Source organism: Pseudomonas sp. GW821-FHT01C01 (genome assembly GCF_059422645.1).
The window spans coordinates 66751-85466 of sequence record NZ_JBWKXF010000016.1; the positions used below are offsets into that span (position 1 = coordinate 66751).

The window sequence follows — 18716 nt, forward strand, 5'->3', positions numbered from 1 at the left end:
TAATTACTTCTTGAAAATGCCAACGACTTCGCCTGCATCGGTCACCAAAAGCGAAGTGATGCATCGCTTATCCATCAGTAACAATGCTTCTTCAACCTGTGTGCCGATGGATACGGTACTGGCATTGGGGGTCATGAAATCAGCAGCACACTTGGCAAATACGCCATCGCTGTAGCGGTTGATCGCACGCCGTATATCACCGTCCGTCACAACTCCCCATCCGTCACCTCGAGGAACAATGGCCAAACCCAGGCTGTCGCGGCTCATCGCGCCAATCACATCAAGCACACTGGCGTGCTCATCAATCCAGGGCAGGTTGTCTTTGATCATTTCGTCTTCTACACGACGCAGCAAACGCCTGCCCAGCGAACCGCCCGGGTGAAAACGCGCAAAATTTTCGGGCTGGAATCCTCTAGCCCGCATCAGTGTCACCGCCAAGGCATCGCCCATGGCTAGACTCGCCGTGGTTGAAGATGTGGGCGCCAACTGCAAGGGACAGGCTTCTTCCACGACACCGACGTCAAGATGGCTGTGTGCGGCTTTACCGAGTGTCGAATTGGGGTTGCCCGTCAACGCAATCAGATAGTTTCCGTTACATTTGAGAAACGGAATGAGCTTGATCACCTCATCAGTCTCACCGGAATTGGAAATAGCGACGAACACGTCATCTGCAGTGACCATGCCCAGATCACCGTGATAGGCCTCGCCAGGATGCATGAAAAAGCTAGGGGTTCCGGTACTCGCGAGAGTGGCGGCAATTTTTTTACCTATAATCCCCGACTTGCCCATCCCGCAGATAACAACGCGCCCCTTGGAGATCAGCACCTGTTGAACAGCTTGACTGAAAGCACCGTCCAATTTGCCGCTCATATGCCGGATAGCCTGCGCTTCTACATCGAACACCTGCCTGGCGATATCCAGATAGTTCATCTCGTTCATTCCCAACCTCCTGTAATGATCTGGCGCACTCTTTCAGCATCCTCAGGTGTATCAACACCGTGAGGAACGGCGGCTGGCCACTTCAACATACGAATGGAGAAGCCTAGCCAGATAGCCCTGAGTTGCTCCAGTTTCTCCTGTTCTTCCAAGTCGCAAACCTCAGCTTCAGTCAACGACTTGAGTACGGAACAGCGATACGCATAGATGCCGATGTGCCGGTGATAGGACCCTAGAGGCCATTCGTCTTTCGGCAATTCACGACAAAACGGGATGGCCGAACGGGAAAAGAAAATCGCTCGGTCGAACTGATCAAGCACCACTTTGACGATGTTGGGATTGATAATTTCCTCGTGCGCGGTCACTGGCGCGACGATGCTCGCCATCTGCAAATTGTCCGTCGTGAGGCACAAAGCCGAAAAAGCGTGCAACAGGTCCAAGGGAACCAACGGTTCATCACCCTGCACATTGATAATGATGTCCTCATCAGACCAACCCTGAAGTCGTGCCACTTCGGCAATTCGATCGGTACCACTGGGGTGATCAACCGCAGTCAATACGTAAGGAATTGAGTGTTCATTCAGGACTTGTACAATTCGTTGATGATCCGTAGCGACCACTACGTCCGTATCGGGGAGAGCAGATTGCACACGATTGAATACATGGACGATCATCGGCAGCCCCGCCAAGTCAAGCAGCGGTTTGGCAGGGAGACGACTTGAACCGTACCGAGCAGGAATGACCACCCTTAGCCGGTTGGCTTCATTGCTGGACATGAAGTGCCCCCTCTGCTGCCAGCAACGGGTGATGTGCCTGCTCCAGGCCAATGCCACCCAACAACAGGACATGCTCAACTACTTCCCGAGCAACTCCCCTTCCACCGAACGCCCGCGTGACATAAGTTGCACTTTGTGACGCTAACGGGTGGGCATCATTGGGCGCGTAACTGCTGCCGACAAGACGCATGACCGGAAGATCAATCACGTCGTCGCCAACAAATACAACCTGTTCATCTTCAAGGTCCAGTTCACGCTTAAGTTCGTTGTAAGCCTTCAATTTGTCACAGCAACCCGTGACGACACGATCGATACGTAACTCTTGTCCACGGTAATCGAGCGCTTTGCTGGACTTTCCAGAGATGATTGCACTGAACATGCCATGGGCACGCAATAGGGCAAACGCTACGCCGTCTCTTGCGCTGAACGTTTTATAAACCTCTCCGTCGGCACCCATGTGCAGCGAGCCATCGGTGAGCACACCGTCCACGTCGAACATGACGAGGCGCACGGGGCCTCGATAGGCTTGGGACATTAACGAACCTCCAGTGTCGGCAGGTTCTTGACCACATCGTCGATGATTTTGATCTGAGTCAGGAATGGCTCAAGAAGGTCCAGCGGTAACGCACTTGGGCCATCGCAACGTGCGTTATCAGGATCGGGATGAGCCTCCAAAAAGAGCCCAGCCAAACCGACAGCCATGCCGGCGCGAGCGAGCTCAAGCACCTGTCGGCGCCGGCCGCCAGAAGCCTTGCCCAATGGATCCCGGCATTGCAAGCTGTGCGTCACATCGAAGATAACAGGGCTCCCGCCACTGACATCCTTCATTTGGCTGAAACCGAGCATATCGACCACCAGATTGTCATAGCCAAATGAACTGCCGCGCTCACACAAGATCACTTGATTGTTGCCGGCTTCCTGGCATTTGTTGACGATATTGCCAACTTGGGAGGGACTCATGAACTGTGGCTTCTTTATATTTACCGCTCTCCCACTGCGCGCAATAGCAACCACCAAATCTGTTTGCCTAGCGAGAAAAGCTGGGATTTGCAAAATATCAACGACTTCGGCGACGGCGGAAACCTGATCAATTTCGTGTACATCAGTAATCAGCTGTACGCCAAATGTCTTCTTCACCGCTTCAAGAATACGCAATCCCTCTTCCAGGCCGACGCCCCGGTAAGAGTGCATCGAAGAGCGATTGGCCTTGTCAAAAGAGGCTTTGAATACAAACGGGATTTCGAGTGCCTGGGTCACCTCGACATAACGCTCGCACGCCGTCAAAGTCGAGTCCAGGTCTTCTAGGACATTGATCCCGCCGAACAGGGTAAACGGCAAGTCATTACCTATATAACCAAGTACTTTCTGCTGCACTTGCACACTCCTTGTTACAGTTAAACGATGGGCACGGACAGGCCCTTTTTGGGAAAAATTTATCAGGCAGCGGTATTGTGCTTTCTGAAAGATGAGTACAGTTGAGAAAGTACCGACTGCAACCTGTGTGTCGAGTGATACTTCTGCACCTTCACTGTATTTTCGTTTGCACGTTTATGTACCGGATGCGCTCGGTCGGAGAACGCAAGAATCTCATCCCTGGCCTCTTCAACAGAAGCAATTGTGTGGAGGCCTTCCGAGAAAAATGGGCCAATTTCACGAAGCAATATCGGCAAATCCAGCTTACTCGCCTCCAATACCGAAATCGGAAATCCATCCCACGCCGCCGAATGAAAATAGAGATCAAGGCCTTTCATGTGCGAGATAACTTCCGGGCGAGTCAGCCACCCCGTAACCTCTACATCTAAAGCTTCTAAACTCGCAACCGCCAAGGGATCCCCCCCACCAATCCACTTGAATTTAACAGTGTTGCCACACAGCGCCGCCAATTCTTGAAAATAGGCGAAGCCTTTTTGCGCGGTGATACGGCCCACCATGCCAACAACCAGTCGAGTATCTTCGCTACGATTAACCGCCACTTCCGGCAGATCGTCGCAGACATTGATTAACTCTACGGTTTTCGATTGTTTAATAAGTTTCCCTGCGATGCGTTGCTCATCGCGCCCGCACCCGGCGATTACTGCGGTACGCCGCGCCAACAGGCTTTCAAGAAAGTAATATAACTTCAACGCGATAGGATGATCATCACGCAAGAATGCGAAACCATGCGGGGTATAAATGACCTTTCGCGCATCGATAAACGGCATCATCCGGCATAATGCACCGGCGTAGGTGCTGTGCAGATGGATAGCGTCTGGCTTGATTTCGTCAATATAACGCTTCAACTGCAACGGGATGAAAAATGTGCGCGGCACCAATTTAATCTGTTTGAAATATCCTTGGTTCTCCTCGCCCGTCGCATCCCCGGGACGCGTACAGGCGAAAAGAAAGTGCTCGAACTGCTGAGAGTGTTTGACATAAGAGTTAATCGCCGATGTAACGCCGCCGCCAAACGACTCTGTTATATGCAAAACCTTAATCATGACCCGTACCCATGCTTTAATAAAAATATATTTTCATTGGCAACAAGGACCCGTGAACTGAATCTCTACCAACACGATAGAGCTCAATCCTTAGCTGATCCTGCCTATTGCGAAACGTAATTAGCGCATCGCAAAATACTTCAGGCGGCAACCTTATGATTTGAGTAACTCGGCAGAAATCGAGCACTCAGCAAGTGCCCAAGTTTTACTTCAAACAGACGCCAGGTAAAGAAAGCCACGACCAGGCAAGTTAACAGCGCGACGCCCGCCACTCCCAGCGCCAACACATTAAATTCGTTAAAACTGACCACCAGACGATCAAACCCCAACACAATAAAAATATGAGTCAAATAGAGGGAATAACTAATGTCACCCAATTTCTTCACCCCGTGCCAGATAGGAACATCTCGCAGCGCTAGGACAGTGAGTACAAAGACTAACAACGAAGGCACACCCCATATCAAATAACGGTAGTACTGACGCCCCTCAATGCTAGAATAAAACAGCCACCCCCCCAGCATAACGATTGCAATGCCTGCCAAGCTTCGCTCGACACCTGACCAGGAAACGTGTTCCAAGCGGCTGTAAATATGATAGGCCAGCATACCAAAGCAGAATTCAAACAACATAGGACTTGTGTAAAATTTCAATAGCGTCTCAGTGGGCTGATAAACAACCCCCATCACTACCAACCACGTGATAAGCAGCGTGCAAATCAACATTCTTTTTTCGTGAGAAATCCTGAAGCTGATATAGAACAGCACATAAAAGAACATTTCATAATTTAAAGTCCATCCAGGACCCAGTAGTGGCTCAACATAGCCGTTACGGTCAAACGGGATGAACAACAACGACTTGACCAGAAACTCATAACTCGCCTCAGCACTATTAAATAACTGTGGCTTTACCGAAACAATACAAAATAAAACCAGAGTCAACAGCCAGTACAGAGGAACTACACGAATCACCCGCTTCGCTAAAAATGACCGTGCATCCTTACGAGTGACGTGCATCATAATAAAGCCGCTGATGCAAAAAAAGATATCTACACCAAACGCGCCTCTGCCAAAAAAGTGAATATGTGATGCCACTACAAGAATGGCAGCTATACCACGCAATGCTTGTATCTGATCTAATCTCGCAGCAGTTCCGGCAACTTCAGTACGGACTTGATTATTCAATGCCATGATTCAACCCGCTCGCAGGGAAATAGGACGTAACACCAACGGGGTCCGATAAACCTGACGCGCTTGACGGTCGTACTTCAAGGCCAGAGGTACCAGGATAAAAAATGTGGAAATATGTCTAAGAAATGCACCCAAGTCAGGATCCAGCATGGTGTACAAAAACATTGCAACCAGCAGCACGCCTCCATAACGATTACGCGACTTCAATGCCACCAGCAAAACACCCCAGATATAGCATTGAAAGAAAAGACTTTTAATTGAAGGCGAAACAAATACAGGAAAAAATATCTGAGGCACTACCTCTACAATAACACTCGCAATATCCGGCAAGCTTGCCACATAGGTAGACTGTTTTATTTCTGAGTTAGCGTCATAACCTTTCTCTGCCAAGCGTCGATTAAACAGCGTGTACAGGATATCGCGTCCGGTTGACGTCATCATTGCCAAACCTAATATCGTCAATACCCGTAAATATAGCTGTCGAACCTTGTTAACGCCCATCACAAAAGGAATCCAAGCAAGATAAGGCCTCATGCTCACCGCATAAAAAAAGAACACAGCTTGCTTTTTAAAAGTAACAGGAAACGATTTCACATATACAAAATACAGACATAAGACAAGGAAGATTTCCTTGTTGAACGTAGACAAGAACAACAATGGTGCCGGTAAAAAAAAGAAGCCTAAAATACAAAAACTTCTGGCCCCCCGCGCATTTGAAAAATACTGATAAACCAACGGAATCATCAACACCATGGTCAGTATGTTTATCTCACCCACATCAAAATATGAGAAAATATATTTCTGACTATAATAGGGAATCAGTAATGTCAACTGACCCAATGTATTCATGACTACGCCGGTGTCGGTCACCTCTCCAGAAAAAATATCGAGGATTTTCGCTTTTTCACCAAACAATGCACTGCGGATCTGAGGAATACTCAACACCAGCAACGCAAGAACTCCAAGGCCACCATACTTGTTGAATTTTGAAATAAACTTGATGCTAGGCATTTTCATGATTGAGAATTTTCATGCTCAGCCCTGGCCAAAATCTGAGCAGCCAGATAGGGAGTCATCCCACCGCCAGAGTGATAGTCGACTTTGATCAGGTAGTTATTTAAGTACGATGCCAGTTGCGCATGAGTCAATTTCGCATATAGAGATTCCCCTAAAAAATGCACTGATTTCTCATTTAGAATCGCTTCTAGCCCAACTGTTGAATTGATCGTAACTACTTCCTCAGCGAGACGAATCAACTCGTAAACCGGACGATTGCTGATCTGGATATCACTGCCCTCTGCCCGGCGGCGTTCAATGTACGCGCGCACCTCTTCACCCCTCGATTCCGCCGGGTGCTCCCTGGTCACTAAGGGAATAGACTTCGCCTGAGCATAGGCAATGGCTTCATCCAATGCCTTGAATATGGAATGGCCGTGATAATTTACTAGCACTTGTTGATCGGTGGAAACTTGTAACGGAAAAAACACAAACTTGTCGGGGAATGAACCTACTTGCTCTATTGGACAAACAGCTTCGATTTTTTTTGATTTTCGTACAGCCCTGAACTTAACCCGCCGATCACCGTACACATTCATTATGTACTGGGCCAGGGTATCACCCAAGAACGCCAACTCTTTGACGAAGGTAGTGATCTTTCCAGATTTACTTTGAGGAATTTTTACCTGCTCTGCTTTAAGCCTCCTGAAATGCGCAAACGTCGACTTAACAATTTCTGGCGATTCGACGAAGCCTTCGACCTTCTCTAACAACAGAGGGTCTTCATAAACAGCAGAAAGGCAGTCTGTGCCCTTTCTGTCAAAAAACGTGTAACCGGGAAAGTTTGAGTAGTTTATATACAAACTCTTAGCCGAATATTTTTCATTTAGATCGGCAACCGCGAGATGATGCACCAAGCGACCACTGGGGATGACAAAGAGCAACGACTCAGAAGATCGTTTAACATACCGCTCGACTGTTTCGTAGGTCGCCGAGTAGGCTTTCTGCGCGGCTTCGAGACTCAAGCGCTTGGAAATAACATTGAAGCAACTTTCCAACCCCAATCGAGAGATCTGATGAGTAAAGCGTGGCAACAATTGCTCCCCTGGCATACCGGCCGCCAAAGTCCGGGTGATAAAATTAATATGAAAGATATCAATAGCCACATTAGCATGTGCTGCAAATACCTTCAAAAACCTGAGATCTTCAGGCGTCGAAACAAACCACAGAATTCTACTTACCTTACCCATCCTGAAGCCTCCCTATATAGCTGCTTAGAAACAAACCGTTGTGACACAATGCTTAAGTCATGTCACGATTGCATTGTGTTTCCCAAAGGGAGAGACGGATATTTTAAGCTTTGATGCGGTCAGTAAAGCTGCACCAATATTTTGCAGCCCCATACTGATGGCTGTTGCCCATGCAGCACCGACAACGCCGTACAACGGGGTCAACACACAGACCAAAGAAATACAAGCCACCCCAGACAACACATACATATTTCGCATTGCTGTTTCATGTCCTGTCATAGTGAGCAAGTACCCGACGGGGCCGGTCGCCACATTAATCAACTGTCCCAATGCCAAGATCACCAGAATCTGCTTACCCGACGAAAACTGGCTACCGAACACGGACATCAACTCACCTGCAAATACAACGACGCCAATTACGATAGGCGTGGCCATAATATAAAGCGTTCTCATGGTCTGAGTGACCAAATGTTGCAGTTCCGCTTGCTGCTGATTGGCATGCAGTTGAGCGATTTTGGGAGCCACAATGAAATTCATGGCAATCAGCAGAAAATTGATCAGCGCGGCAATTCTCAAGGCCACAGCGTAACTGGCAACCTGGTCCGCGGGGATCCAGAGCGCTGATAGAAATTGCCCTCCCCAATTAACAGTGACTGACATGATTGCAATCCCCCACATCGGCATCGCCATTTGCCACAACTGTCGGCTTTCAAAATTCGCGTACTCCGCTCGAGGCGCCTGCCTAAACCACCAAAGCACAGCAACGCTCAGGTTCAAAAGACAACTTCCTGTATAAACCCAACCCGCTTCTACTGGAGACGTAACACCCATCGATAGAAACAAAATACAGAAAAACAGCTGAGCGCCAATAGACAGAACAAATACTGACTTCAGGGGGTGATGTATGGCCTGCAGTTGATAAGAAAGTACCGTTGCCAAGCCAAGAAACAGCACGCTTGGCGACATCGCTTGAAACACCGATTTTGCGCCCACTTGCCCTGGAAAAAACCACTGTGCCATGGGATCCGCAGCACCATAGAACAACAAAGAGGTGATGCCACTCAGCAAAAATACCCAGCGAAGAATTTTTCTAGAAATGCAGTTAATACTCGCCCAGTCATCAACGCCTCTTTTCTGCGCAATGTATTTTAGTGAAACATCATGAAACCCCATAATTGCAAACTGCACACCAATCATTAGCGCGGAATACATCCATAAAAATACACCTGCCTCTCCAGGAACCAGTTGCCTGACGACAAGAAAATTAAGCCCAAAGATCGAAAGCGCCCCGAGTGATCGAACACATAGGACGATAAAAAACTTTATCAGCATTGATTCTCTGGCGGATGCACCACGAGTAAATTTTTTCATGCGCGCTACCAGGCTATGATCATTCCGCACAACTGTCATACGGGTTCAGATTTGTATTCGTAGTGAAGTAGCCATATCCCTCTTATCTACTACACTGCATTCTAAAGACCTAGAGTAAGGGCCCGACAACACCGTGAACATTAGTAACACAAACACTAAAGACAGCACTACAACCCGCAGCCGACAAAATATAATTAATGCTAGCCATTCTGACGCTTTCTAACATTCGCACCCAATCCTTGCCTTTTACAATTGCCACTCTAAACCCTAATAAAGCTTAGGCGAGTCATCAGACCTTCACTACACCCTCAATAATCACAGCTGGCAGTGAGGACGTTAGAAACCGGTAGCGTTAAAAAACGTCGAAAACATCAGGCGCCCTGCGCAGTACTCTACCTGTGATAGTGCAACGCTGAATGCAGGCAATGAGATGGCTGGAGTGTCAAGTACGTCGCGCTCGACGCCATCACGATGCTTAAAGCATACCGAATGCACGAAGTTCGTAACCATGCACTTACGCGCCCAAGTGTGCCGCCAATACAGACGATCTATCAAAAGGAATTTCCTATGACCAAATTATTTGCTTCCGCACTAATGCTTGCTTTCAGCATCTCTGCCTTGGCCGCTGATCCTCCCGCAGCGTCTTCTGCTCCAGGCACACCTGCAAAACCCGCAGCAAACGCACCTTTGAGTCTGAACACCCCTCTCGTGGGCAGCCTGACCACAGGGACTGCTCTCGGCATCGGCGCAGCGGTTATAGCCGGAGCCGCTGCGCTGTCATCCAGTGGTGGCGGAAGCAACAATGACGGCGGCACTACCGGCACCACTGGCACCACCGGTACACGCTAAGCGCACCGCGAGGTCGATAGCCTTCTACCACCCGGAGCAATCCGGGTGGTTCCGTTCTGATGTGTTCCCTCCACAAGTGTCCTCAATCATGATTCGTAGTTTGTCGCTCGCTGTGCTTGCAGGTATTACCCTGCAAGGCTGTATGTTCTCACCCGGTCAACACCTGGATACCAGCCAGGCCGGCCGTGATGGCTCACCGGAAAGCAGTCGGATCGAGTTGATTCCGATAACGCCCAAACTGATTGCCCAGAACGCGGCGACAAAAGTGCAAGCCTCGGTGCCCGCCGAGTTGTTGGCGTTCAAGCCGGGGGCTTACCGGATTGGCGCCAATGATGTGTTGTACATCACCGTGTGGGACCACCCTGAGTTGACTGCACCATCGGGTGCGCAACAGCAAATTGATGCGAACGGTCGCCTGGTACGCCCGGACGGCACCATGTTTTACCCCTATATCGGCAACATTCATGCCGAAGGCAAAACCATCGAGGAGCTACGCGGTTTTATTGCCGAGCGCCTGACTCAATTCGTCGACAGCCCCCAGGTTGACTTGAGTGTGTTGCGGTTTGCCAGTCAAAAAGTCGTTATTTCCGGTGCTATTTTAAAAGCCGGCCAACAACCCATTACCACTTCGCCGCTCAGTGTCGTCGAAGCCATGGGCACTGCTACTGTCGATCCATTGAATGCTGACCTTGCCGGCCTGACACTGACCCGGGACGGACGTGAGTATCCGCTCGACCTGGACTCGCTTAACAGCAAAGGCTCGGTACTGCATAACGTCTATTTGAAAGACGGCGATCAGTTGTACCTGCCCTACAACGACCGGAAAAAGATCTACGTCATGGGCGAGGTCAACCAGCCTCGGGCGCTCACGTACAAAATCAATCGGATGAATCTGGCGGATGCGGTCGGAACGGTCGGTGGACTGAACCAGACCACCTCCAATGGCAATGCGCTGTATGTCATCCGAGGTGCCGAAAACCTTGAAACCGAGCCGGCAAAAGTCTTTCAGCTGGACGCCGAATCGCCTACCGCGTTTGCTCTCGCCAGCCGCTTCGATCTGCAACCCCAGGACATTGTCTACGTCGGCCCTGCAGGCGTGACCCGCTGGAACCGCTTGATCAGCCAGTTGCTGCCCTCGGCTCTTATCTTGGGTACCGGAGCAGCGGCTCAAAACAATCTCAGTGAAGCCAGCAGTCGATAAGGTTTGAGCCGCTTTGAAAACTTTGCGTAACAGCTCATACCTGGCGGTGGGATTACTGCTGTGTGGCTGTAATCCCTTGATGCAGGCGTCCCTGGATACCTTTAAAGCCTCCACACTGGGCGTCCAGCCGCTGGAAGTGACTGCGGCGCAAGTGGAGGCCGTGCCCTATGCGCAGATCAAGGTCACTACGGACGCCAGCGAAGGTGTGTTGGCCAAGCTTCGTCAGCAGGACGACCTGGAGTTCTGGGTCGCCTCCGGCAAGCAAGTGTTGTTGATGCGCGATGGTCTGGTTGTGCGCACTGTCGGCCTGGGCATCAATCTCGATGGCACGCGCTTCGACGGTGAGTCGCCGTTCAAGCTTGGCTTGCAGCGATTGCCCGATGGTTACAACAGTACCCGCTGGATAGATACCTATCAGGGTCCGCGGGTCGGACTGGCGGTTAACAGTCGTTTCAGTCGAGAGGCCATCGAAACCGTCACCATCCTGGACAAGGACTATGCGTTGCAGCGCATAGACGAACGCATCGACATACCCGAGTTGGGATTCAAGGCCACCAACCGTTTTTGGGTCAGGCCTGACGATGGTTTGATCCTGCAAAGCGAACAACATCTCACGCCGGAACTTTTCTTGAAGATTGTGCAATTGCGCCCTGACCGGGAGACGGCTCGGTGAGATATTCGAAAACGCTGTCGGCTTGCCTGTTGCTGGCAAGTTCTGCGATGACTCAGGCCGCCGTCACGGTCACGGGTGACGTACTAAACGCCGGATCTTTCGCGTTCGTGCCAGGCACACGCTTGCTCGACGCCGTCAGCCAGGGACGCCCGAACGCCGAAAGTTACTGGCTGGCCGCCGCCTGGCTGCACCAGCCATTGATGGAGCAGCAAACCCGCCTTAAAGCCGGCGTACTGTTCGATCTGAAATTGCTTCAACGGGGCGCCTTGCTGGAAGAGAACAGCAGCCTTGCAACTCTGGCTGCGCGCCTGCTTGAAGAGGTCAGCCGACTACCCGTTACCGGCCGAAAAGTCGCGGTGCTCGACCCCGTGGCATTGGAGGTCGCGTTCGCCCTCAATTATTCGCTCAATGACGGCGACCGGCTGATCTACCCCCGACGCCCGACTACGGTCACCGTCCTGGGTGCAGTGGAAAAGTCCTGCACGCTGCCTTATCGCGCCTCGCAACAAGCCCATGAATATCTCAAAAGTTGTCTGCCGGTGACCGGCGCAGATGCCGATTACTTGTGGTTGATTCAGCCCGATGGCCAGGTCAAGCGAGTCGGCAACGCCGCCTGGAACCGCGAAGACGGGGTGTTTGCCGCCGCAGGCAGCACAATTCTGGTGCCCGTGCGCAACGATGATCCGGATTTGCCCACCCCCGACTTGAACGAGCAGCTTGCCCAGTTTCTCGCCACCCAACCGCTGCCCGAGGTGGCCCCTTGAAGTTACGTTTCGCCGCCGTAGTGTTGTTGCCCTACAGCCTGGCTCATGCTGAGCCGCGTTTTACCCAGAATGATTTCGGTGGCGTGGGTTTGTTGCAAACCCCCACCGCACGGATGGCACCCGCCGGCGAATTCAGCCTGAACGCCAACCGGACCGACCCTTATTCTCGCTATAGCATTTCAATACAGCCCCTTGATTGGCTGGAAGGCAGTTTTCGTTATACCGCTATCAGCAACCGTAAATACGGGCCCGAGTCATTAAGCGGCGACCAGAGCTATAAAGACAAGGCGGTCGATGTCAAAGCCCGCCTCTGGCAAGAAAGCCACTGGTTGCCCGAGGTCGCACTCGGCTTTCGGGATGTCGGGGGCACCGGCCTGTTTTCCAGCGAATACTTTGTGGCAAACAAACGTTACTACGATCTGGATTTCAGCCTGGGCATTGCTTGGGGCTACATCGGTAACCGCGGGGATTTCGAGAACCCGCTGGGGTACCTCGATGAGCGCTTTGATACACGCCCGGTAAACTCGACCGCGGGTGACGTCAATACCAACTCATATTTTCGAGGCTCGCCCGCGTTGTTTGGCGGCGTAGCCTATCAGACGCCCTGGTCGCCCTTGAGCTTGAAACTCGAGTTCGACGGTAACGACTACAAGCACGAGCCGCTGGACAATAGCCTGAAGCAGGACTCGCCCATAAACATCGGGGCGGTCTTCAAGCTAACTGACTCAGTCGATTTGACCGCCGGTTGGGAGCGCGGCAACACCGCGTTGTTCGGCATCACCTTTCATACCAATTTCGCCAGCCGCAAGGCGCCGACCAAGCGCTACGACCCCGCTGTCGAAGCGCTGCCGGCACACGCACCCACCACGCCGCTCGATCAGGTCGACTGGGCTGGGGTTTCCAAACGACTGGAAAACAACGCAGGTTATAAGGTCGAACGTATTGCTCAGCGCGATTCCGAGCTGATTGTGTATGGCGAGCAGTCGCGCTATTTCTACTCCGCCAAAGGCGTGGGCCGGGCCAGCCGGATTCTGGACAACAGCGCGAATGACGACATCGACTGGTTCACGATGGTGAACAAGCGTTACGACATGCCGGTGGAAGAAACCAGTGTGCCGCGCGAAACCTTCCGAGCCGTGGTGAACAACCAACAAGACCTTACAGACCTGCACCGCACCACCGAATTGAATCGGGCCACGCCGCACATTGAAAACACGCTGTACACCCAGGCCCTCGAGCGTTTCACCTATGGTATTGGCTTGGGTTACAAGCAAAACATTGGTGGTCCTGACGGTTTGTTGTACCAGTTGACTGCTGATGTGGACGCAGAATACCGCTTTACCCGCAGCACGTGGACGAGCGGGGTCATCAGCACCAATCTGCTGAACAACTTTGATAAGTTCAAGTACGACGCGCCGAGCAACCTGCCCCGAGTGCGGACCGATTTGCGCAAGTACGTCATCACCTCTGATGTAACAATGCCGACATTTCAGCTCAACCATGCCAAGCAACTGGATCAAGACTTGTTTGGCATGGTGTACGGCGGTTACCTGGAGTCAATGTTTGCCGGGGTCGGCGGTGAATTGCTGTACCGCCCCATGGGCGAGCGCTGGGCCGTGGGTGCAGACTTGAACTATGTACGCCAGCGTGACTTTGACCAGGGTTTTGGTCTGCGCGATTACAAGACCGTGACCGGTCACATCACCACCTATACCGAACTGCCGTTCGATTTGCAGGCGGCGGTCAGTGTCGGACGCTACCTGGCGCGCGATTGGGGTGCCACGTTCGATCTGTCGCATGAGTTCAGTAACGGCGTGAAGTTCGGTGGTTGGGTCACCCGCACCACGGCTTCGACAGAGGAGTTCGGCGAGGGTAGCTTCGACAAAGGTATCTATATCTCGGTCCCTTTCGACGAGTTGATGAGCGTTTCCACAATGCGTCGTGCCAACCTGGTCTGGGCTCCGCTGACCCGGGATGGTGGTGCGCGTCTTAACCGCCAATATTCGCTGTACACCATGACTAATAGCCGCGACAAAGATGCGTTCTATAAGAACTTTGAGAAAATCACTGAATGATTCCGTTGTTATTTAACGGAGTACGACTACCAGCAAGACAACTCTAACAACAGTTCAAGTTCGCTTTTTTGTTATTAACATTTCTATCATATATATAACAGGACGCCTATATGATCCGTAAATGCCTATTCCCCGCAGCTGGCTATGGCACTCGCTTTCTGCCTGCTACAAAGGCCATGCCCAAAGAAATGCTGCCCGTTGTGAATAAGCCTCTGATCCAGTACGGCGTAGAGGAAGCCCGGGACGCTGGCCTTCAGCACATGGCGATCGTTACCGGTCGTGGCAAGCGGGCTTTGGAAGATCACTTCGATATCAGCTATGAGCTGGAACATCAGATTCGCGGCAGCGAGAAGGAGAAGTTCCTCTCGGGCACTCGTGAGCTGATGGAGACTTGCACCTTCTCTTACACCCGTCAGGTGGAGATGAAGGGGCTTGGGCACGCCATTCTTTCTGGCCGGCCGTTGATTGGTGACGAGCCGTTTGCGGTGGTGTTGGCTGACGACCTGTGTTTGAACCTGGGGGGCGACGGCGTGCTGTCGCAGATGATCGCGCTCTATAAGCAGTTCCGCTGCTCGATCGTGGCTATTCAGGAAGTACCCAACGACCAGACGCACAAGTACGGCGTCATCGCGGGCGAGCAGATTCGTGAAGGCATTTATCGGGTCAACAGTATGGTTGAAAAGCCTAAACCGGAAGATGCTCCGTCCAATCTGGCCATTATTGGTCGCTACATTCTGACGGCCGATATCTTTGATTTGATTGCCGATACCGAGCCTGGCAAGGGCGGTGAAATCCAGATCACAGATGCATTGATGAAGCAGGCACAAAGTGGATGTGTATTGGCTTACAAGTTCGAAGGTCACCGCTTTGACTGCGGCGGCGCCGAAGGTTATATCGACGCGACCAATTTCTGTTATGAGAATTTGTATAAGAAAGGCCTGTAAACGGTAATTTTTAGCTCTTGGGTGCCGCGTATTTTGAGCGGCCATAAACCTTTTGCAAGGTAGACCACTATGAACGCTTCCAGATCACCGATCGACTCTGCCTATACATCGCTGGACTCTTTTGCACCTGGCAATATGGTTTTGGGGCAGAAGCTCACCGAGGGCAACAGTGGATTGATGGCCTGGTTGCGGACATACGAAAGAGCACCCTCCTCTAACGCCACTCAACCCAGGTTGCTGGTGGAACGCATTGGGCTCTTCCCCTCCTCCGGGGAAATTGGATGTGCAGTCCGTAATCCGACTGCTGTACTGGCGCATCTTCGGTCGTTGTATGCCAGTAAAGCGCTGGACGCAGACGAGAGCGACGGCCTAAGCATGACGTTCGCTGAATGGCGTTTCAAAATCCGCCTTTCGGAGACTGAATCGGAAATCCTGCTAACCGTTGAGAGTCGTGGCGATGTAGCCCTGATGCAGTTGAAAACTGCAGAACTGTTGGCTCGGATTGACGAGAAAAACAGTAGTGAGTTCTAGCTTCGTTTTCTGGCCAAAACCCGCCATCAAACCGGGACTATAACTGTGACGACGCACCAGAAGTGCGCCAGTGAGGCTGCATAAACGCCTTTTCCGCCCCCGACAGAGTCACTGCTAGCGAGTTCAAGACCCCCTCAGCGGTGTACTTCGGAATCCCCGTACTCAACGTGATAACTGCAAGCCCCAGCGCCAGGGCCGGCAGCGGAATTTTGCGGATTTGCTTTTTCTCTAGCCTGAAAAGAAACACACATGCAGCCGCAGTCCCCACAATCGCCCCGGCAATGGCTTCCGGCAGAGGATGAATCGTCTGCCCGACATACTGGACGCTGAACCACCAGGTCGACAGCAGCCCCGCACCCAGTGCCAGCCATCGAAGGCGATGATCCAGTTGGCGCAATAGCAAACTCAGGACAACGGTCGATACCAGGCAGGCATTCATCGCGTGGCCGCTGATGACCGCGATATCCAGGCTTTCCAGGCCGATTCCCCAGCCCTTGAAAAGCACTTTACTAATACCCACGACGAAATAGGCTACGGACAGTACGCCTAGCCATAAGAGGGCGAGTTTTCTTGATGCCATGCACCATAACCAACCAGCGACGACTATGGCCGCTGGAAGCATGACGGTGATGCCCGCGTACTCAGCGATGTACAGTTTTGACTCCAATCTACTTCCTCAAAAGAGTCCTGCCATTGCGATGAAGGGCCAGGAGTCCTTCCTGCGGTTTTCTTGTACCCCGGTGTTCAACGCATGCTCAGTAAAAACACTTCAGACGACTCTCTACGACAGCGACTGTGTAACTCGCAACGTGCATCGCCAACCCGTCCTCCACCAATGCATCCAGCAAGGCTACTTGTGCCGCGAAGCGCTGGTCCTGGTTGAGCTTTCGAGCGGCGTGCATCTGATCGATCAATACATGCGTGACTTGATAAGGGGTGTTGACTCTCAGGCGTCCCAGCCACATGGGGATTTTTTTTGCTGTTTTGGTTTTTCTGATATCCAGCACGCCCGTTGCCACATCCGAAGAGGCGTTGTTCGAAACCGCCATGACTTCTTCAAACACGCCGGTCAACTTTTTTAGTGCGTAGCCAAGCATCAAATCATCAAACGCATCCAAAAACATATACCTCTTCACTTTGTGAAGTTATTCCCATCAAGCACATTTTCGCGGTTATTACATTACTCCTTATTCTTTATATGTATTGGACGTATTCTAACGATCACACCTTCGTTAGATAACATCTGTTAATGCACAGACTCGCAAAGCGCTGATTGACTTTTTATAACAATTATCAAGCCCTATAGACTTCAACAATATCGGTATTAAGCTAAGGTGCCGCGAGTATTAACAGAGAAGTCAGGCATTGAATGATTTGGTTGCAAGGCGCTAACCGTCTATTGCATTGAACCTGTGAGCTCGTTTGGCATCCTATTTATCGATACCGCGCCCCACCTTTCAAACACCCGTTTTCGGGTTGTTGCCACAGGGGGCATTGATACACGCACACGCCCTTGAGTGGCTGTCAGCGCTCGGGTAATGTCAACAGATCCATAGGACAGAGCACGCCCATGACTTCCAAGCTGGAACAACTCAAACAAATGACGACCGTGGTTGCCGACACCGGCGACTTCGAAGCTATCGCTCGCGTTAAACCCGTGGACGCTACCACCAACCCTTCCCTGCTGCTCAAGGCCGCGGCCATTCCGGCTTATGCCGAGTTGCTGAACGCCAGCGTCAACGACTGCAAGGGCGATGTGGGCCTGGCCAGCGACCGTTTTGGCGTGGCCGTGGGGCAAGAAATCCTGAAAGTGATCCCGGGCCGTATTTCCACCGAAGTAGATGCACGCCTGTCGTTCGACACTGACGCCATGTTGAAGCGTGCGCATCGTCTGATCGAGCTGTACGACAAGGCCGGTATCGGCCGCGACCGCGTGCTGATCAAGATCGCGTCCACCTGGGAAGGCATCCGTGCTGCCGAGATCCTGGAAAAGGAAGGCATCCAGACCAACCTGACCCTGCTGTTCTCCTTCGCTCAGGCGGCCGCGTGTGCCGACGCCGGGGTGTTCCTGATTTCGCCGTTCGTGGGCCGTATCTACGACTGGTACAAGAAAGCCAACGGCAACGACTACACCGGCGCGGATGATCCGGGCGTGCAGTCGGTGACGCGCATCTACAACTACTACAAGGCCAATGACTACAAGACCGTGGTCATGGGGGCGAGCTTCCGCAATCTGGGCCAGATCGAGCAACTGGCCGGCTGTGACCGCCTGACCATCAGCCCGGATCTGATCGATAAGCTGGCCGCGGATACTGGCAAGCTGGAGCGCAAACTGGTGCCGGGCCATGCCGGTGAAGCGCGCCTGAGCCTCAACGAGTCGCAATTCCGTTGGCAGTCCAACGAAGATGCAATGGCGACCGAGAAGCTGGCTGAAGGCATTCGTCAGTTCGCACGGGATCAGGAGAAGCTTGAGGCGTTGTTGCAAGCCAAGCTGTGATCTGAGTTGGTTGTAACGCAAAAAGGGCGAACCCTCACAGGTTCGCCCTTTTTTTGCCAATTCATTGGTGGCTAATGATCAATTGTGGCGAGGGAGCTTGCTCCCGTCCGGATGCGCAGCAGCCGAAAAGCTTGGATGAGGTGAATAGCCTTGGGGCCGCTTCGCAGCCCAGCGGGAGCAAGCTCCCTC

General features: G+C 51.9%; 19 protein-coding genes. 8 read left to right on the plus strand and 11 right to left on the minus strand.

Translation table 11 applies throughout. The features are described from left to right. Positions 1 to 3 precede the first annotated feature (3 nt). The 9 genes from AC07XF_RS12975 to AC07XF_RS13015 all read right to left on the minus strand — a co-directional run bounded on the left by AC07XF_RS12975 (position 4) and on the right by AC07XF_RS13015 (position 8993). Positions 4 to 930, minus strand: coding sequence for a KpsF/GutQ family sugar-phosphate isomerase (locus AC07XF_RS12975; protein ID WP_495026822.1), 927 nt, complete (start codon positions 928 to 930; stop codon positions 4 to 6). Positions 931 to 935: 5 nt separating this feature from the next. Continuing rightward, positions 936 to 1712, minus strand: coding sequence for a 3-deoxy-manno-octulosonate cytidylyltransferase (gene kdsB / locus AC07XF_RS12980; RefSeq protein ID WP_495026790.1), 777 nt, complete (start codon positions 1710 to 1712; stop codon positions 936 to 938). Further along, entirely contained in the window at positions 1699 to 2247 is a 549-nt protein-coding gene (locus AC07XF_RS12985) for a KdsC family phosphatase (RefSeq protein ID WP_495026791.1), read from the minus strand. The genes kdsB and AC07XF_RS12985 overlap by 14 nt, the downstream gene beginning before the upstream one ends. Further along, a complete protein-coding gene (kdsA, locus tag AC07XF_RS12990) occupies positions 2247 to 3086 on the minus strand; it encodes a 3-deoxy-8-phosphooctulonate synthase (protein ID WP_495026792.1) in 840 nt (279 codons plus the stop codon). The genes AC07XF_RS12985 and kdsA overlap by 1 nt, the downstream gene beginning before the upstream one ends. 62 nt (positions 3087 to 3148) lie before the next feature. Next, entirely contained in the window at positions 3149 to 4189 is a 1041-nt protein-coding gene (locus tag AC07XF_RS12995; RefSeq protein WP_495026793.1) for a glycosyltransferase, read from the minus strand. 140 nt (positions 4190 to 4329) lie between these two features. Next, positions 4330 to 5376, minus strand: coding sequence for an acyltransferase family protein (locus AC07XF_RS13000; RefSeq protein WP_495026794.1), 1047 nt, complete (start codon positions 5374 to 5376; stop codon positions 4330 to 4332). Positions 5377 to 5379: 3 nt separating this feature from the next. Further along, complete coding sequence (locus tag AC07XF_RS13005; protein WP_495026795.1) at positions 5380 to 6393, minus strand: hypothetical protein; 1014 nt, start codon at positions 6391 to 6393, stop codon at positions 5380 to 5382. Next, positions 6390 to 7622 carry a capsular polysaccharide export protein, LipB/KpsS family gene (locus tag AC07XF_RS13010; RefSeq protein WP_495026796.1) on the minus strand — a complete coding sequence of 411 codons (1233 nt, stop codon included), beginning with the start codon at positions 7620 to 7622 and terminating at the stop codon, positions 6390 to 6392. Before AC07XF_RS13010 ends, AC07XF_RS13005 begins: the two co-directional genes overlap by 4 nt. Positions 7623 to 7679: 57 nt before the next feature. Continuing rightward, positions 7680 to 8993, minus strand: a complete 1314-nt coding sequence (locus AC07XF_RS13015; protein WP_495026797.1) for an MATE family efflux transporter — start codon at positions 8991 to 8993, stop codon at positions 7680 to 7682. A gap of 567 nt (positions 8994 to 9560) precedes the next feature. Between AC07XF_RS13015 and AC07XF_RS13020 the strand changes: the two genes are divergently transcribed. The 7 genes from AC07XF_RS13020 (at position 9561) to AC07XF_RS13050 (ending at position 16030) form a co-directional block, all read left to right on the plus strand. Continuing rightward, the gene (locus AC07XF_RS13020; RefSeq protein WP_495026798.1) at positions 9561 to 9842 is read left to right on the plus strand and encodes a hypothetical protein; all 282 of its coding nucleotides are present in this window, start codon (positions 9561 to 9563) and stop codon (positions 9840 to 9842) included. Positions 9843 to 9930: 88 nt separating this feature from the next. Then, on the plus strand, positions 9931 to 11043 hold the full coding sequence (locus AC07XF_RS13025) for a polysaccharide biosynthesis/export family protein (protein WP_495026799.1): 1113 nt from the start codon (positions 9931 to 9933) through the stop codon (positions 11041 to 11043). 13 nt (positions 11044 to 11056) lie between these two features. Next, complete coding sequence (locus tag AC07XF_RS13030) at positions 11057 to 11716, plus strand: YjbF family lipoprotein (RefSeq protein WP_495026800.1); 660 nt, start codon at positions 11057 to 11059, stop codon at positions 11714 to 11716. Then, positions 11713 to 12480: a capsule biosynthesis GfcC family protein gene (locus AC07XF_RS13035; RefSeq protein WP_495026801.1), complete on the plus strand. Its 768-nt coding sequence runs from the start codon at positions 11713 to 11715 to the stop codon at positions 12478 to 12480. Before AC07XF_RS13030 ends, AC07XF_RS13035 begins: the two co-directional genes overlap by 4 nt. Further along, positions 12477 to 14555, plus strand: coding sequence for a YjbH domain-containing protein (locus AC07XF_RS13040; RefSeq protein ID WP_495026802.1), 2079 nt, complete (start codon positions 12477 to 12479; stop codon positions 14553 to 14555). The genes AC07XF_RS13035 and AC07XF_RS13040 overlap by 4 nt, the downstream gene beginning before the upstream one ends. A 110-nt stretch (positions 14556 to 14665) precedes the next feature. Then, positions 14666 to 15499, plus strand: a complete 834-nt coding sequence (gene galU, locus AC07XF_RS13045; protein WP_495026803.1) for a UTP--glucose-1-phosphate uridylyltransferase GalU — start codon at positions 14666 to 14668, stop codon at positions 15497 to 15499. 69 nt (positions 15500 to 15568) lie between these two features. Continuing rightward, on the plus strand, positions 15569 to 16030 hold the full coding sequence (locus AC07XF_RS13050) for a mannose-1-phosphate guanylyltransferase (protein ID WP_495026804.1): 462 nt from the start codon (positions 15569 to 15571) through the stop codon (positions 16028 to 16030). A gap of 37 nt (positions 16031 to 16067) precedes the next feature. On the opposite strand, the gene AC07XF_RS13055 is transcribed toward AC07XF_RS13050, so the two are convergent. Continuing rightward, a complete protein-coding gene (locus AC07XF_RS13055) occupies positions 16068 to 16697 on the minus strand; it encodes a hypothetical protein (protein ID WP_495026805.1) in 630 nt (209 codons plus the stop codon). Positions 16698 to 16785: 88 nt separating this feature from the next. Beyond that, positions 16786 to 17148 (minus strand): hypothetical protein, encoded by a 363-nt coding sequence (locus AC07XF_RS13060; protein WP_495026806.1) that lies wholly within the window; start codon positions 17146 to 17148, stop codon positions 16786 to 16788. A gap of 452 nt (positions 17149 to 17600) precedes the next feature. Between AC07XF_RS13060 and tal the strand changes: the two genes are divergently transcribed. After that, positions 17601 to 18527, plus strand: coding sequence for a transaldolase (gene tal / locus AC07XF_RS13065; protein ID WP_495026807.1), 927 nt, complete (start codon positions 17601 to 17603; stop codon positions 18525 to 18527). Positions 18528 to 18716: the final 189 nt, after the last annotated feature.

Bases quoted from the DNA above. Each gene is read 5' to 3' on its own strand.
- AC07XF_RS13020 (WP_495026798.1), top strand. From the start codon at position 9,561: ATGACCAAATTATTTGCTTCCGCACTAATGCTTGCTTTCAGCATCTCT.
- AC07XF_RS12985 (WP_495026791.1), bottom strand. From the start codon at position 2,247: ATGTCCCAAGCCTATCGAGGCCCCGTGCGCCTCGTCATGTTCGACGTG.
- AC07XF_RS13000 (WP_495026794.1), bottom strand. From the start codon at position 5,376: ATGGCATTGAATAATCAAGTCCGTACTGAAGTTGCCGGAACTGCTGCG.
- AC07XF_RS12995 (WP_495026793.1), bottom strand. From the start codon at position 4,189: ATGATTAAGGTTTTGCATATAACAGAGTCGTTTGGCGGCGGCGTTACA.
- AC07XF_RS13005 (WP_495026795.1), bottom strand. From the start codon at position 6,393: ATGAAAATGCCTAGCATCAAGTTTATTTCAAAATTCAACAAGTATGGT.
- AC07XF_RS13015 (WP_495026797.1), bottom strand. From the start codon at position 8,993: ATGAAAAAATTTACTCGTGGTGCATCCGCCAGAGAATCAATGCTGATA.
- galU (WP_495026803.1), top strand. From the start codon at position 14,666: ATGATCCGTAAATGCCTATTCCCCGCAGCTGGCTATGGCACTCGCTTT.
- AC07XF_RS12975 (WP_495026822.1), bottom strand. From the start codon at position 930: ATGAACTATCTGGATATCGCCAGGCAGGTGTTCGATGTAGAAGCGCAG.
- AC07XF_RS13010 (WP_495026796.1), bottom strand. From the start codon at position 7,622: ATGGGTAAGGTAAGTAGAATTCTGTGGTTTGTTTCGACGCCTGAAGAT.
- tal (WP_495026807.1), top strand. From the start codon at position 17,601: ATGACTTCCAAGCTGGAACAACTCAAACAAATGACGACCGTGGTTGCC.
- kdsB (WP_495026790.1), bottom strand. From the start codon at position 1,712: ATGTCCAGCAATGAAGCCAACCGGCTAAGGGTGGTCATTCCTGCTCGG.
- AC07XF_RS13050 (WP_495026804.1), top strand. From the start codon at position 15,569: ATGAACGCTTCCAGATCACCGATCGACTCTGCCTATACATCGCTGGAC.
- AC07XF_RS13025 (WP_495026799.1), top strand. From the start codon at position 9,931: ATGATTCGTAGTTTGTCGCTCGCTGTGCTTGCAGGTATTACCCTGCAA.